The sequence below is a fragment of the Schlesneria sp. genome (assembly GCF_036405755.1).
GTDB classification, from domain to species: Bacteria; Planctomycetota; Planctomycetia; order Planctomycetales; family Planctomycetaceae; genus Schlesneria; species Schlesneria sphaerica.
Genome location: NZ_DASWWZ010000227.1, coordinates 1 through 15175, shown reverse-complemented (window position 1 = coordinate 15175; position 15175 = coordinate 1). Strand labels below are relative to the sequence as shown.

General features: G+C 56.9%; 13 protein-coding genes. 9 read left to right on the top strand and 4 right to left on the bottom strand.

Going from position 1 to position 15175, the window contains the following annotated elements; translation table 11 throughout:
- Positions 1 to 443: DUF1501 domain-containing protein (locus VGE80_RS07860; protein WP_440592258.1), on the bottom strand; the 443-nt coding region annotated here is incomplete at its 3' end.
- A gap of 288 nt (positions 444 to 731) precedes the next feature.
- On the opposite strand from VGE80_RS07860, the gene VGE80_RS07855 reads away from it, so the two are divergent.
- From VGE80_RS07855 to VGE80_RS07835, 5 genes are all read left to right on the top strand, one after another.
- Positions 732 to 1541: an SDR family NAD(P)-dependent oxidoreductase gene (locus VGE80_RS07855; RefSeq protein ID WP_440592257.1), complete on the top strand. Its 810-nt coding sequence runs from the start codon at positions 732 to 734 to the stop codon at positions 1539 to 1541.
- Positions 1542 to 1693: 152 nt separating this feature from the next.
- A complete protein-coding gene (locus tag VGE80_RS07850) occupies positions 1694 to 2158 on the top strand; it encodes a RidA family protein (protein WP_373649844.1) in 465 nt (154 codons plus the stop codon).
- Between the two features lie 357 nt (positions 2159 to 2515).
- Positions 2516 to 3571 (top strand): substrate-binding domain-containing protein, encoded by a 1056-nt coding sequence (locus VGE80_RS07845; protein ID WP_440592256.1) that lies wholly within the window; start codon positions 2516 to 2518, stop codon positions 3569 to 3571.
- Between the two features lie 14 nt (positions 3572 to 3585).
- Positions 3586 to 4440, top strand: a complete 855-nt coding sequence (gene modA / locus VGE80_RS07840; protein WP_373649846.1) for a molybdate ABC transporter substrate-binding protein — start codon at positions 3586 to 3588, stop codon at positions 4438 to 4440.
- A 104-nt stretch (positions 4441 to 4544) separates the two neighbouring features.
- Positions 4545 to 5933 (top strand): alkaline phosphatase family protein, encoded by a 1389-nt coding sequence (locus VGE80_RS07835; RefSeq protein ID WP_440592255.1) that lies wholly within the window; start codon positions 4545 to 4547, stop codon positions 5931 to 5933.
- Positions 5934 to 6100: 167 nt separating this feature from the next.
- Here the strand turns inward: VGE80_RS07835 and VGE80_RS07830 are convergent, their stop codons facing one another.
- From VGE80_RS07830 to VGE80_RS07820, 3 genes are all read right to left on the bottom strand, one after another.
- Positions 6101 to 7159, bottom strand: a complete 1059-nt coding sequence (locus tag VGE80_RS07830; RefSeq protein ID WP_440592254.1) for a DUF1559 family PulG-like putative transporter — start codon at positions 7157 to 7159, stop codon at positions 6101 to 6103.
- A gap of 172 nt (positions 7160 to 7331) precedes the next feature.
- Positions 7332 to 8459, bottom strand: coding sequence for a prenyltransferase/squalene oxidase repeat-containing protein (locus VGE80_RS07825; protein ID WP_373649849.1), 1128 nt, complete (start codon positions 8457 to 8459; stop codon positions 7332 to 7334).
- Positions 8460 to 8904: 445 nt separating this feature from the next.
- Positions 8905 to 10128: a class I SAM-dependent methyltransferase gene (locus tag VGE80_RS07820; RefSeq protein WP_440592253.1), complete on the bottom strand. Its 1224-nt coding sequence runs from the start codon at positions 10126 to 10128 to the stop codon at positions 8905 to 8907.
- A 944-nt stretch (positions 10129 to 11072) separates the two neighbouring features.
- Here VGE80_RS07820 and VGE80_RS07815 point away from each other — a divergent pair.
- From VGE80_RS07815 to VGE80_RS07800, 4 genes are all read left to right on the top strand, one after another.
- Positions 11073 to 11960 (top strand): DUF1559 family PulG-like putative transporter, encoded by an 888-nt coding sequence (locus tag VGE80_RS07815; protein WP_440592252.1) that lies wholly within the window; start codon positions 11073 to 11075, stop codon positions 11958 to 11960.
- A gap of 127 nt (positions 11961 to 12087) precedes the next feature.
- Complete coding sequence (locus VGE80_RS07810) at positions 12088 to 12573, top strand: hypothetical protein (RefSeq protein WP_373649852.1); 486 nt, start codon at positions 12088 to 12090, stop codon at positions 12571 to 12573.
- 320 nt (positions 12574 to 12893) lie between these two features.
- Complete coding sequence (locus VGE80_RS07805) at positions 12894 to 13655, top strand: DUF3386 family protein (protein ID WP_440592251.1); 762 nt, start codon at positions 12894 to 12896, stop codon at positions 13653 to 13655.
- An 89-nt stretch (positions 13656 to 13744) separates the two neighbouring features.
- The coding region (locus VGE80_RS07800) for a Kelch repeat-containing protein (RefSeq protein WP_440592250.1) at positions 13745 to 15175 on the top strand (1431 nt) is incomplete at its 3' end.

Genomic DNA, 15175 nt, shown 5'->3' with positions numbered 1-15175 from the left:
GTGAATCCGGTGCTCATCTGATTCTCGGCCGGTCCATGCGTATTACTTTTTGCCGTCATGGAATGGATGAAGCACATCTCATCCGCCAGTTCTGCCAGATGGGGCAAGAGTTCGGAGACCATTTTCCCTGACTCACCCCGTGGCTTGAACTCCCATTGTGGGGCAACCAGGTTCCCCTGTTCCCCCTGAAAGGTGATCAGTTTGTCGGCACCGGGAAGGGGTTGCCCGTTGCGTTTGATCAGTTCCGGTTTGTAGTCGAACGAATCGACATGGCTGAGGGCGCCAGAGCAGAAGATCATGACCACGCGTGAGGCACGCGGGGGGAAATGGGGTGCCCGTTGAGCCGTCGGAGCTTCAGGGTTGATCAACGGTCGAATGGGAAGTTTGACGTCGTCGCTTGCGCGAACAGATTGATCCTGAGCCAGCATCGACAAAAGGGCCATCGATCCCAGTCCTGAGGATGCGTCGAACAGAAACTGTCGACGTCCCAGTGGAGTCTGATGGGGGACGAATGATTTCGCTGGTGCGGATCTGGATGTCACGGGTGAGTTCCTGTCTGACCTGGTCACATGGTTGTGTCCGGTTTCAAGTGGCTTGTTCTTGCTTCCACTCTAGTCGACGCGCTGCACTTGTGAGATGTTAACGCATCAATGGGGACAACGCCCACCTCGATTTCATTTCCAGACGCCAGCAGGATTGCGGTGGGTCAATAACTTCACAAAGAGGCATCAATGGATCTTCATCTGCAGGATCGGGTTGCAGTGGTTTTTGGCGGGGCGAGTGGTATCGGACTGGCTTGCGCGACCGAGCTGGCACGTGAAGGCTGCAGGATCGCGCTTTGCGATGTTTCGTCGTCAGGAATCGAAGCCGCGGCATCCCTCGGACACGAGTTTCCGGTTCCAGTAATCGCACTGTCGGTTGACGTGAGTCGCCAGGATCAGGTGCAGTCGGCAGTAGAACAGTTGGAGGCCGAACTGGGACCGGTCGAGATCATGGTGCATGCTGCGGCAGTCGGTTCAGGCAAGTTCGGCTTTCCCTTCACGAACCTGTCTCCTGCTGACTGGCCGCGTGTGCTGGAGATTAACATTCTGGGGATGGTGAATGTGGCCCACGTGATTGGTCCCCGCATGATCTCACGCTCTCGTGGAGCGATGACGTTTGTCTCATCGGTGGCCGGACAGATCGGCTCGCAGACAGATCCCCCTTATAGCGCTAGTAAGGCGGCAAACATTAACTTTGCCCAGTGTCTTGCGAAGGACCTGGCCCCACACGGTGTCCGCGTCAATACGGTCTGTCCGGGAATGGTTCAGACGCCGCTGAATCGCGCTGTCTGGCAGGCGTGGAATGATCAGCAGCCGGAGGAAAGTCGCCGCAGCTACGAAGATTGGGCGAACGACAAGGTTCGTAGTGTGATCCCGCTGAAACGCTGGCAAAAGCCGGAAGACATTGCGAATCTGATCACCTTTCTGTCGTCCGATCGCGCTTCGGAAATGACGGGCCAGACCATCAACGTCGATGGCGGGTTTGTCATGCACTGGTAATGCGATCGGTCAGGATAAAAGGCCTTGAAGTGGCTGCGGAAATCCGACGTAATCCTGGGTTGTCTTCTTGATTACGATCGGTTTCTCTCCGGGAATGAGCTGGCTATGATTCCATTCTGATCCGTGTCATTTTCATTGAAAGCCTGAATATCATGAGTGCCGAAGCCCGCGTCGCCGAGTTACAACTGGAACTTCCTCCGGCTCCGAAGCCTGGTGGTATTTATCATCCGGTGTTGATCGTCGGGAACCTGGCCTATGTCTCCGGGCATGGCCCCCTGCGGCAGGATGGGACGATGATTACCGGCCGGGTGGGTGACTCGATGAGTGAAGCTGATGCTTACCTCGCTGCCCGGCAGGTGGGCCTCACCATGCTGGCCACCTTGCGCCGAGAACTGGGAAGCCTCGATCGAATCGAGCGGCTTGTCAAAACTCTGGGAATGGTCAACGCCACTCCCGACTTTGGCAATCATCCCCAGGTCATCAATGGCTTCAGTAATCTGATGGTGGAAGTCTGGGGTGAAACGAAAGGCCGCGGAGCCCGCAGCGCTGTCGGAATGGGGTCGCTCCCTTCGAACATTCCGGTCGAGGTCGAAACGATTTTCGAGTTGAAGGCGTGAACCGTCTCACCCGGCGGAATTGATGATGCAGTTCTGGCGGAAACCGGCATGTGCTGTGAACGCCCTGTTTCCGCCGTCCGTCACGAGTTTCGCGAGGCACCTCGATCGTTCTGGCGATGAACGGCTGACTTTCGTCATATTCCTGACAACCATTCGTCATTGGCGTGAGAAATATCGCGGCGAGTTCTCACGCCGATTTTCGCTTGGCTCAGGCCCTCACCTGGATAGATAATCACTCATCTCGAATGAGCCTTCGTTTCCATTTGTTTCGATCTTCGGATGGGCGAAGGAGTACCCGTCGGTTTCCGCTGACGCGTGCTTTTATCTGTTTTGGTCGTGACGTATGCTGTCAGGATTATGACTTTCCCACTGGAATCGCGAAATCAGGTTCGACAGCGGCGTTTAGAGCTGAATATGACGCAAGCTCAGCTTGCTGATCAGGCGGGGATTTCCCGTACAGCCGTGACCGCCATCGAGGGAAATCGCCTGGTTCCGTCGGTCGCGTCGGCGCTGGCTCTGGCGGCTGTTTTGAAGACATCCGTCGAGGAACTCTTCGCTCGCTCTTCTGCGGTACAACCGACAGAGGTCTGGGCCTGGAAGGGGGGCGCGGAGACAACGCGATGCTGGCGAGCGGATGTCTCGGGAAGGACGGTCATCTATCCAGCCAGTGCCTCGCCCATGCTGGCAATGATCGCGTCATCCGTTAGGCCGTCGCCGGAAGACAGCGCTACGGATGAAGCGAGTGAAACGCTGGTGATGGCGTGTTGTGATCCTGCGGCGGGGCTCTTGGCGAGCTTGTACGCCGCCGTGACGGGTTTGCGTCTGATCGTCCTGCCTCGTTCGAGTCGCCAGGCGATCAGGATGCTGCAGGATGGCTTGGTCCATCTGGCGGGGTTGCACTTTTCGACTCGGGAAGAGCCCGATCGAAACTTTGATGTGATCCACGAGACACTGGGAACCGGCTTTCAATCGATCCGGCTGTCTCGCTGGCAGGAGGGGATAGTTGTCCGTCCGGAACCGAGGCCTCGAACGGTGGACGGTCTGCTGAAAACAAAGCTGCGGTGGGTCGGACGCGAGGCCGGTTCGGGGGCCCGCCAGTGCTATGATCGTCTGACTCAGAACGGAAAAGCACCGCGGCATCTGGCCTCGGACCATCGGGGCGTTGTTGAAGCGGTCAAAGCGGGGTGGGCCGACGCAGGAATTTGTGTTCAGCTCGCTTCCGCAGAGGCGGGCCTCGATTTTCTCCCTCTTCAGGAAGAGGCGTTCGATGTCTGTTTTCGGGCCGGCAGCATCGATGACCGACGGATAAAAGCCTTTATTAAAGTTGTTCGTTCAACCGCCTACCGCGAAATGATCGGCGAACTGCCGGGGTATGACGTGCGTGAAACGGGCGAGATCAGGGTCTGCCAATGAAAAGATATGGAAGCATGAGGTTACAACAGTTTCGCGCGCCCGTGATCGGAGCATTTCTGCTGCTGGTGCTCACCGGCTGCGATCAGTTCACCGATCCCCGCCCGGTACAAAATTCAGCGATCGTCGAACCGAAGGTAACGATCAGTGTTGCCGCCGCGTCTGATCTGAAATATGTACTGGAAGAGATTATCACCGAGTTTCGGCAAGCTCATCCCGAAATCGCCGTCAAACCGACCTATGGCTCGTCGGGAAGCTTCTATTCGCAGCTTTTGAATAAGGCTCCCTTTGATGTCTTCCTCTCAGCGGACGTCGCTTACCCGCAGCAGTTAATCGACCAGGGGCTGGCGATTTCCGAGTCCCTGATCGTCTATGCGATGGGGCGGATCGTGTTGTGGGTCCGTAATGACTGTCCCGTCGATGTGGAACGGGAAGGGATTGCCTCGCTACGAAGTGCCAGCATCAAGAAGATCGCCATCGCCAATCCCCAGCACGCCCCTTATGGTAAAGCGGCCGAAGCTGCGCTCTACCATTTCGATATCTATGAAGAGGTCGAGGATCGAATCGTCTTTGGTGAGAATATTGCTCAGGCAGCTCAGTTCGTCGAATCGGGGGCCGCCGATATCGGAATCATCGCCGTCTCTTTGACGATCGCCGACGCGCTGCGGGAGAAGGGGCGACAGTGGCCATTCCCCAAGGATTCGTACCCGCCCCTGGAACAGGGCGGGGTCATCATGAGCACGACTCAGGAACGGGGGGCGTGTGAAGCGTTCCTCAAGTTCCTGGGCTCGGACGTTTGCCGGGACATCCTGAAACGGTATGCATTCTCGTATCCTGGTGAGATGACTCTGGATGGTCCTGTGGCTCCGTAGGGTCTCGATTTCCCACCGCTGTCAGACTGGCCCGGCTCGTCGGCGGACTGGCAGCTCTGTGCGAGGCAGTCTCTATTTCGATCCCGAATCGTTTGGAATCTGAAGTGCAAAAACCACTTTGTCTGACGCTGCTGTGCGGAATCCTGTGGACAATCCTGGCGCCAATCGGGCTCGCGGGTGAGGTTCACGACCGACACGTGATCGTCATCTGCGTGGATGGTCTGCCCGCTTATCTGTTCGGTGACAAGAACGCTCCGATGCCAAACATTCGGAAGCTTGCGGCGAATGGGGTGGTTGCCGAGGGGATGGTTGTCGCGAATCCGGCTGTGACCTGGCCCAATCACACATCGCTGATGACGGGTGTCTGGCCAGAGCGACATGGCGTGCTGTTCAATGGTGTGCTTGAACGACCGGGGCTGGGACTGCCGATCAAGGTCAATCCTCGCAAGGACAAGCTCGATCTGGTCCAGGTCCCAACGGTTTATGATGCCATTCATCAGCACGGGATGAAGGTTGCTGCGATCAACTGGCCCTGCACGCGGAATGCCTCATCCATCGATGACGACTTTCCGGACGTGCCGGACACGTTCCAATTCACGACGCCGCGACTGATTGCCAGCATGAAGCAGGCAGGGGTCGTCACGGATGAAGATATCGAAGGCTTCATGAAGTTGAGCTCACCGGCGCGCGATCGTGTATGGACCGAGGCGGTCTGTCACGTGATTCGCGAACGAAAGCCGCAATTGACTCTGTTTCATTTATTGAATGTCGATTCAGTTCACCACCAGTATGGTCCGCGGACGAACGCAGGGTACTCTGCTGTTGCTTATGCTGACAGTTGTGTGGGAGATGTCATCGCCGCCGTTGACGACGCCGGTATTCGGGACCGAACGACCATTCTGATTGTCTCGGACCATGGATTTATTCCGGTGCCGAAAACACTTCTGCCCAACGTCGTCTTGCGACAGGCGGGCCTCTTGACGGTGGAAAACGGTCAGGCCGTGACGGCGCGCGTTCATGTCTATCCTGAAGGAGGGATCGGGATGGTTTATCTCACCGTTCCGGATCGGCGTGAGGAAGATCGAGCCAGGGTGATTGAACTCTTCCGCGACCGTCCCGAGATTGCCGAAATTCTGACGCCGGATGATTTTCCTCGTTTCGGCCTGCCCCTTCCTGGCGATCATCCGCAGATGGCCGATCTGGTGCTCGTGGCGAAGGATGGGTTCGGGTTCAACATCAGGCCGACGGGCGATGAGTTCGTCATCAACAGTGAAACGACCGTGGGGATGCACGGCTTTCTGTCGACGAATCCCCGAATGAATGCGACGTTTGTCGCTTCCGGCCACGGCATCCGAAAAGGAATGTCTCTGGGAATGATTGAAAACCGCGATGTCGCACCCACGATTGCGACATTGCTGAGCGTCCCGTTCGAAACGGCCGAGGGACGGGTTCTGAACGAAATCTTCGATGGACCCGCTCAGTCCGCCGAGTAGTCTCTGTGGACGCCGGCATGGCGGGGGGCTTTCCCTTCGCACGATTGAACAAGACGCACGCGGTTCCAGCCTTCAGACATGGTCGGAGCCGCGTGTATCTTCGTACGATTGTTCGAACGTTCGTTGTGCGGAGAGGGACGGGGTGGGAGTCCTGACTTGCCGTCAGGTTAGAACTCGCCCACGACCTCGCCCCCTGCGCGAGTGGCCATCGCTCGCCAGATCCCCAGATCGATATTCTGCGAGATCGTGCGGACGGAGCCGTCCGCCAGAAGGCTGTTGACTGTGCCTGTGTGGTAGCTGCGTGAGGTCACGGCCGAGTAGCTGACGCGAGCCAGGTCTGAGCCTTCCTGACGGGACGCAAAGTCACAATCGTAAGTCCCCGCGTTGACGGTGTAGTTCCCTCCGCTGATGGTAGAGCCCACGACCCATTTTACTGCCGTGTTCGGGGTCATCGTCGCTGTGAAGCCGCTATGATGCGAGTGCCCGTTGGCCCATTCCGAGTGCTCCGTTGGTGGATCGACCCGGTCAGGAAGTCCTGTGACAACATACGACAGAACTTCTTCCGGTGTCGCAGGGATGGGAGGAATCTCTGTCGTGCCGGCATTACGGGTATAGGCCTGCCACGTCTTGACTTCCGATGTTGCCAGCGTGTTGCTCGTTCCGTCGGTGATGTCGGACAGACGGATGCGCGAGTTGGGATAGAAAAGGCCTGGCCCCCCTGCTCCGGTGGCGGGATTGAAGACAAACCAGGTCCCGAAGTTGAAGCCGTAGTTGGTCGGGTACAGGCTGACACCTGACGCCAGTCGCGGGGTATCACTTTTAGGATCGGATGGGCAGGCGTAGACAGGAACCCGTCGACCTGAAACGACAGGTCCATTGGTCGCGCTGGACCAGTTCTCCTGAAGGTTGATCTGATTGAAAAAGTTGGCCTGGTCCATATAGGGCATCAACCTGCCATGCACAGACCAGGATGCGTTGGCAGTGACTCTCGGGTTGATGGCCATGCTGGGAGGCAGTGTGTCGAAGGTGGCACTGTAGTTGTGGAGTGCCAGTCCAATCTGCTTCAGGTTGTTCTTGCACTGTGTCCGTCGGGCGGCTTCGCGAGCCTGCTGCACGGCAGGTAGCAACAGGGCGATCAGAACGGCGATAATCGCGATCACAACCAGTAACTCAATTAATGTGAATCCTGCAGGTTTGACCATCTTTCGAGACGACTTCAGCTTCATGGGGGGATCCCGGCAAGACTAATCATGTGCAATCGGAAGAATCGTCGTTCAGCATTCACGACAGTGATGCTGAAATGTTTGTGATGAGTCCCCTGGCAGACCACAGGGGCAAGCTCGGCAGCGGGCCGAGTGACCCCGTTCAAGGGGGCTCGATTTCCTGTTTTTCGGCCCGTTACTTCGAAAGGGTCGAGATCGGCTCGCAATAGCTGAGCGACAAGAGTGCGAAAGCGGTGGCGAGGTCGGGATTCCCTTCAAACCAGCGGTCGCTCTTATTCAGCCAGGCGCCGTTTTCCTGCTGGATGTCGATCAGGTGGCTCGCGAGCTCATTCCTCCAGTCGTGTTGCACGCCCTGGTCGTCCTGCAACCGATCCAGTTTCAAGGTGGCAAGCGTTTTCGCGAAGACGTGGAAGTAGTAGAACTTCCCCTGCTGGCCCAGTCCCGGATTTTCTTCTACCGTGTAATGCTTCTTGATCCACTCTAGTGCCGCTTTGACTCGTTTGTCTTCAGGAGTCAGGCCCGCATAGACCATACTTTTCAGACCTGCGTAGGTCATGCTGCCGTAAGAGCGCAATCCACCGTTCTCAGTGGTTCCCGCCGGTGAGCTTCCGCCTGCGGCGGGGGTGTAGATGAATCCCCCGTCATTCACCTTGGAGGCTGCGGGCAGAGTATTGTGCTCGGACTCGAGGTTCTGACAGCGAGACAGGAAGACGAGAGCATTCTGGACGGCTGGATCGTCGGGTTTGGCTCCGGCCGCTTCCAGGGCTTCCAGAAAGAAGGTTGTGTTCGACAGGTCCGGGCGGCTGTTAGGCCCCCCATAACCGGCTCCCCCAAACCGGGGGTCTGCTTTCTCGGTTTGCTGAGTGTCATCCCACTGCAGATTGCGGAGAAAGGTGTCCGCGTTCTTAATCACGGAGTCGTATTTTTCGCCCTGGTTCGTGGCGCGAAACACGAGCACCAGAATCGATGTTTCATAATTGGCGTGCTGACTCTTGGGCGAGTAGATCCCGCCGTCAGGCTGCACGAATGTTTGGAGATGCTGCAGCGCTTTCGCAATTTCGGGGGTATCTGGTTTTACGCCCGATTCGAGCAGAGCATAGGTCACCAGTCCCGAAATCGCGGGGGACATGGGTGTCGTCCAGCTTCCGTCCCTGGCCTGGGCCGTTTTCAGGTAATTGATCGCCTTCTGTCGCGCAACATCCATGGCGTCTGCCTTCGAGTCCTCCGATTGGGCCCGGAGCGGGGGACTGGCGGAAGCAAGCAGGGCGATGATGAGCAAACAGACAAGGCGATTCGGTTTCATGTCAGTCCTTTTGAAAGGCGTTTCGTCGCACGAAAGGACCGATGGCGAATTTTGGGCCAAGATACTGAAAACTCTTCAACTCAATTGAATCCTTTCGAACAGGTCGCCGCAGCGGCTGCACGGGTTGCTCAAGTGGGGAAAACTTCCTCGCGATGGGGAAAAAATCATCGAAGCCCGCAGTGGCGCCGAGTACTCGGACCGAGGTCGATGGGCGAGGCTCGCAACATCCTCTTGAAGGGGGCCAGGGGCGACGAGATGAGGTTTGCCTGCGATACGGGGCTGACGCGCTGATCGCGAAATCCGTCCTCGATTGAGGAACCGAAAATTACTCTCACGGCAGGCGTCGTGCGGACGATATTTGAGCCGTGAAATGGCAAAGGGGAATCGGCATCACTCAATGCCGATTCCCCCCCCGTTCGTTTCATGACGTCTCTACAGGACTCTGTCAGGCAGTGTTGCGCGCGGCTCGTTCGTTGTCGACGATGTAGTCGCGGACGATTGGCACGGCGTCCCGTTTGTTTGCCAGGATTAATTGGAAGATCATTTCAGAGCCGGTGAGAAACGCGAGTTGTGCGGAGATCAAATAGAACTCCCACATACGGCACATGCGTTCGTCGTAGATGGCGGCGGCCTTGTCCCAGTTCGCCATGAACCGGTCTCGCCAGTCGCGCAGGGTGTAGTAGTAGTGGAGCCGCAGAATTTCACAGTCGGCAACCCAGATCCGCTGACGCTCAGCAGGAGCGAAGATCTCGGACAGTGATGGGGCGTAACCCCCCGGGAAAATGTACTTTCGCACGAATGGGCTGACCGTTCCCGGTGGTGCGTTCCGGCCGATGCTGTGAACAAGGCCAAGACCGTCCTCGTTCAGCAGGCTGCGAAATTTACGGAAGAATTCGTCGTAGTGCCCGACGCCGACGTGTTCGAGCATGCCGACGGAAACCACTCGATCGTACTTACCTTGAAGCTGGCGGTAGTCCATGTGCTCAAAGTGGACCCGGTCCGCCACTCCCAGTGCCTCGGCTCGCTGGCGGGCCACACGAATTTGCTCGATGGAAAGATTCACGGCGGTGACTTCCACGTCCGCAATCTGAGCCATGTACAGGGCAAGGCCCCCCCAGCCGCAACCCAGTTCGGCGATTTTCATCCCGTCCTTGATCTGCAGTTTTGCGCAGACGTGTCGTTTCTTGTTGAGCTGTGCCTCTTCAAGCGTATCGTTGGGGTCGAGGTAGTACGCGCAGGTGTACTGCATGTCTTCGTCGAGAAAGAGGCGGTAGAACTCGTCTGACAGGTCATAGTGATGGGAGGCGTTCTTCAGCGACCTGCTGATGGGGTTGTGCTGATGGAAGCGACGTAGGGAACGCCAGGTGTGTCTCAAAACGGATTGGACGGGATGCGAGGTCAGACCCGTACGGTTGTTCGAAAACAGGTTCAGCTGGTCGAAGACCCGGGAACCTTCTTCAAATGTCAGTTCGCCATCCATGTAGGCTTCACCGACGTAGAGTTCCGGATTGAAAAAGAGTTTTGTGTAGAGCGACTTGTTGTGCAGTCGCATGGTCACGACCGGCTCGGCCGGGGTTCCGGTAAAAGTGTGCAACTTCCCTTCCGCGTCATAGACACGCAAGGTTCCGCTCTTCACGAATCGCCGCAACAACGTAGACAGAAGTTTCATGGTCGCCTTTCGAGACTGCCTGGTTACTGCAATCACGCCCCGGCCCGGGTCATTCGGCGTAAATGCGGACTCTGATCGTGCGACGTGTCCTGACCCTGACATGTATTTCAGGCCGCGGATCAATCATTTTCAGAACAGATGTGCACAGGGACTGCGTCCCGGCGGCGGTTTTTTAGCAAAGGAGTACAAGTGGGGCTAGATTTATCTGGCCCGATTGAACCGTGTCACTTCGGTGTGAAGAAGTGCATCGGGAATGCATCCATTCAGGACGCACTTCTTCTTGGAATGCACGGTGTACTCGCTGCCGCTCTCCGGCATTCTCATCACCTCACCACGCCAATCGCGGAGCGTGACGGCAGTGTTCAACGCGATAACATTCTGAAAACAAAGTGGTTATGTCTGTTTCTGTGAGGCCGATACCCTTTGCTCACCGCTGTATTCGGTGAACTGGCAAGCCGGCACTGTTCAGCAAAATGTCCGTTCCGCAAAAGATTTCGTTTGACATTGAGACTCAGTGTCAATAATATCCTCGTCGACCCCCACGGGGGTACTGGATTCCGTACATTGATCTTCGGCTTACGCGCCCCGGACGGGAAGCGGAGCGGAAGGTGGTGTGCTGAGGCGGTAACGAGTCTGGAGGTCGTCAGGACCCCTGTCGGAATGAATTCAGAGCCGATTCGCTCCCCAAGCTGTTAACGACTGGTGCCAAGGCCGGTCGCAGCCGGTGCTCAGAACGGTTCGAGGTTGTTTACGGACGATGAGGACGATTTCGAGTGATGCTTGCCGCATCTGAAGAATGATCTTCTGGCAGGAACGTCAGCCCGGTGACGACCCAGATTTGAATTGCCTGTTCCCCATAGCCAGCCACCGAATGGTAGCCAGCCAACGACTCGGAAGACTTATTTTTTTCGCCTAGTTGGTTCTACCCGTTTGAGGAAGCTGGAATGTTGCGTACCCGTTCGACACGGTCTGCATTTACGTTGATTGAGCTACTGGTGGTGATTGCCATCATCGCGGTGTTGATTGCACTTTTGCTTCCCGCTGTGCAGCAGGCTCGTGAAGCCGCCCGCAGGACACAGTGCTCCAACAATCTGAAACAGATTGGTTTGGCGATCCACAACTACCATGACACCAACACACGTTTCCCGCTAAGTTCGATCGACACAGCTCATGCTCGTTCGGGGGCCTTTGCGAGCATTCTTCCATACATCGACCAGGCGAACTTGTATCAGCGTTACGACTTCAGCCTGGGTAACTCTGATCCCGCCAACCTGATTGCCGTTTCACAGAAGATTACGGCTTATTTGTGTCCGTCTGCTCCGTTCCGCCGCCCTGTTCCGATCAGTGGCTGTGACGCGAACAATCGTGCTCCTGGCACGTACGCCGTTTCGACAGGCAGTGGCGATCCCTGGGGCACCGTTGCATCAGGGGCTCCCCACAACGGGGCAATCGTGAACGCTGGCAGCGGCAGCACCTCGATGCGGGACATCATCGACGGAACTTCAAGTACGTTTCTGGCGGGAGAATCGGCCTGGAATTTTGCTGACTACCTCTTCACGTCGGGGCCCTGCAACGGGCAGGTTCGTTGGGGCTTCACCTACTGGTCATCCCCTTATCCGCTGGCAACGGCCTTCACGACGCGAGGTCCGTTCAATCCGAAATCCCGTGCTGATGACAGCGATCGCCTGGCGAACTTCCGCAGCGAGCACATTGGTGTGGTCAACATGCTGCTGTGCGATGGCTCGGTGAGATACGTCAGTGAAAACATTGATCACACTTTGCTGGACAAACTGGCAACGCGTGCTGGTGGTGAGACCGTGGGTGAGTTTTAAGCTCACTTCGTCCCACATGACCTCGTTGTTGATTGCAAATCAGGCTCGCCCATCTGAGTGCGACCTGTTCGGCAATCTGTTTCACCTGCGTTTTTTCTTCTCTCCGGTCGTTTTCTGGATTTCAGAAATGCAGCATCGCATCTTCGGTCATTCTGGGTTTCTGCGTACCGCCTCGTGTGCTCTGATTGCCGCCTGTCTGGCCGGTTGCGGTCAAGCACCAGGACCGCAGCGAGTCGCCATCAGTGGCGAAGTTTTGTTCGGCACCGAGCCACTGGAATCAGGGCGGATCCACTTTATTCCCATCGAGGGGACTCAGGGCCCCGCTGCGGTGGCCCTCGTGACCGACGGGGTCTACTCGTTTGAGCGAAACAATGGACCGGTCGTTGGTACAAACAAGATCATGATCGAGTCGGTGATCGACCCCGGTTTCGAGATCGACGATGAAGTTGCCTATGCCGAAGCTGTCCGTGCTCGGAAGGGGCGACCGGTACTTCCTCGAGAAGTGATTCCCCCGGAATACAACACGAAATCGAACCTGGTGGCCACGGTTTCGCTCGACGAACCCGTGCTGGACTTCGAGCTGAAAAAATCTGAAGTGGCTCAAAAACATTAGTTGGCAACCGCCTGACCTCGGACAGTCGGTGGCTGTTCGAGGTGAGATCATTCCCCTGCGACTCGTCGAAAATTACTGGAATGTCGTTGGGGCGGTGATGGGGGACGTGCGAGGAAACAGGCCGATTGCCGGACTCGCCGGATCAGAGTCCGATTTACGGCGCGCGAGACAGTTTCCCTGGTGGAGTCGATGAGAACGTGCTGGTCGCCCCATTGTGAACTGCTCTACGGTGCCGTGGGGGGAGCAGGAATCGGAGTTGGTTTTAGGGTCCTTGCCACGTGAGCCAGGGACGAAGTTGAAAGTAGACTCGAGGTAGAAGCATGAGCAGGAATGGACGTTTGGCCGCGATGTGGCGGATCGATCTGATGAGCTTTGGATTGGTCGCGCTGGCAGTCTTTCTGACCTCGTTGACTCACGGGGGTGATGGCACGCAGCCAGCACCGACTGCGGTCAGCCTGATGGAAGAAGCTCACAATGGGCGAGTTGTCTGGAAAGATTTTCCTGGCTTTCGAGCAAAAATCCGTGCCGCGGCTGAGGGAAAAGCCGTGGAGGGGACTGTGACCGTCAGCTCCAAGGGGACGATTTCTCTGGAGCTTCCCTCAGGTGAGGGATTCGCCTGGGTCGAAACGTCGCTCAAGTCACTTGTGGGTCACCGCCTTTCCGACGACGGTGCCATCACGACCGTGGCCTTCGCGGACGATGTCACAAGCCATCCATTGGGACGGTTGCTGAAGTCGACAGATGAGTCCGACAAGAGTCTGTGGCGCGTGCAGGGCGATCTGCTGACCGAAGTACATCGATTCAATGGGAAAACCCGCTTCGTCATTAGCGTCGCGGACGTGGCCCGCAACGCCGAAGGGAAGCACCTGCCAAAAAACTTCAGCGTGACAACCTGGGATTCCGTGACCGGACAGATCAAGACGAGTCGCCAGGTCTACAACGAATGGGCTCGGGTCGGGCACCTCGATTTGCCGGCGAAGTTGCTGGCGGCCACCAGCAAAGATGACGGATCACGCCGGGTTGAGCAGCTGGAGCTCTCTGGCCACGAATTGCTCTCAACGACGGCGAATGCCGCTCCGTAGTACGTGACAGGGGATCGCCCTGTCGCACCATAATCGAAAAGTCACCTCGAACGATGCCTCTTGTTTTACTTCACGGCTGAGGAGCCACTATGAGAATTCGCAGACTTGTACTGGGTTTACTTTTGATGGTTGTGTCTGCTCCAGCGACCAGCTGGGGACACTTCGTCTGGATCGCTTCCGGATCCCAGGCCAAGGATGGCAAGGTCCACGTTTACTTTGCAGAAGCTGTCGAGCCCGATGATCCCGATCTGCTGAACAAGCTGGCTACATTGAAGCTTTGGCAGGTTTCCCAGGACGGAAAAGCAACCGAACTGAAGACGACGAAGGATGCCGATTCCCTGGTCGCAGACGCAACCGAGTCATCGAACTCTGTCTTCACCGTCAGTCACAACTATGGCATTCTGGCTCGAGGCGACGAAACCTTTCTCCTCAAGTATCACGCCAAGTCACTTCCCTCCTCCGATCCAAAGTCGTGGCGCGGTGTCGGCAATGCAGCTGTGTTGCCGTTTGAAATTGTGCCGAGTTCGGGATCCGAGAAGACGGTCCTCACCGTTCTCTGGCAGGGTAAGCCACTGGAAGGCTCGATTGTCACCGTGACCGGTCCGGGTATTGAAAAGAAACTGGAATCCACGACTGATGCCAGGGGTATCGTCGAATTCGACCTCAAATCGGCCGGTCTCTACTCCATTCGAGCGAAGCACAGCGAAGCCATCAAGGGTGAGCATGAAGGGAAAGCGTACGCCTCCGTTCGTCACTACACCACGCTGGCGCTGACACGGGCTGATGCGGGAGACAAGGTGAGCTCAACCGCTTCCCCTTCCGTCGCTCTGCCTCCACTTGATCCCGGCGTGACCAGCTTCGGTGCCGCCATCATTGATAACACCCTGTATGTGTACGGTGGGCACTTTGGTAAGCCTCATCACTATTCCAAAGATGGTCAGTCGGCCAATCTGATGAAGCTCGACCTTTCTCATCCTTCGAAATGGGAAGTTGCTTCGACCGGTCCAAAGCGAACTGGTCTCGCCGCTGTGGCCCATGGTGGCAAGTTCTATCGCATCGGTGGCTTTGAAGCCCGCAACGCCGAAGCCGACAAGCAGTCGCTGTGGTCGATGTCCGACTTTGCTCGATTCGATCCAAAGACCAACCAGTGGGAAACGCTCCCGTCGCTGCCCGAAGGACGCTCCTCGCACGATGCTCTCGTCATTGGCAACATCCTCTACGTTGTCGGTGGCTGGGAACTTCAGGGCGAAGGCGAAACGAAATGGCACGACACGGCGTACACGGTCGATCTGTCAGCCGATCAGTTGGAATGGAAGTCACTCCCTCAGCCCCCATTCCAGCGGCGAGCACTAGCCCTGGGTGAATGGCAGGGAAAAGTGGTCGCTGTCGGTGGAATGCAGTCTGCAGGGGGCACGACGACCGCAACGGCGATCTACGATCCCCAGACTCAGGCCTGGACGGCTGGTCCCAAGCTGAATGGGGAAGACATGGACGGGTTTGGTTCTTCGGCGTTCCTCTGT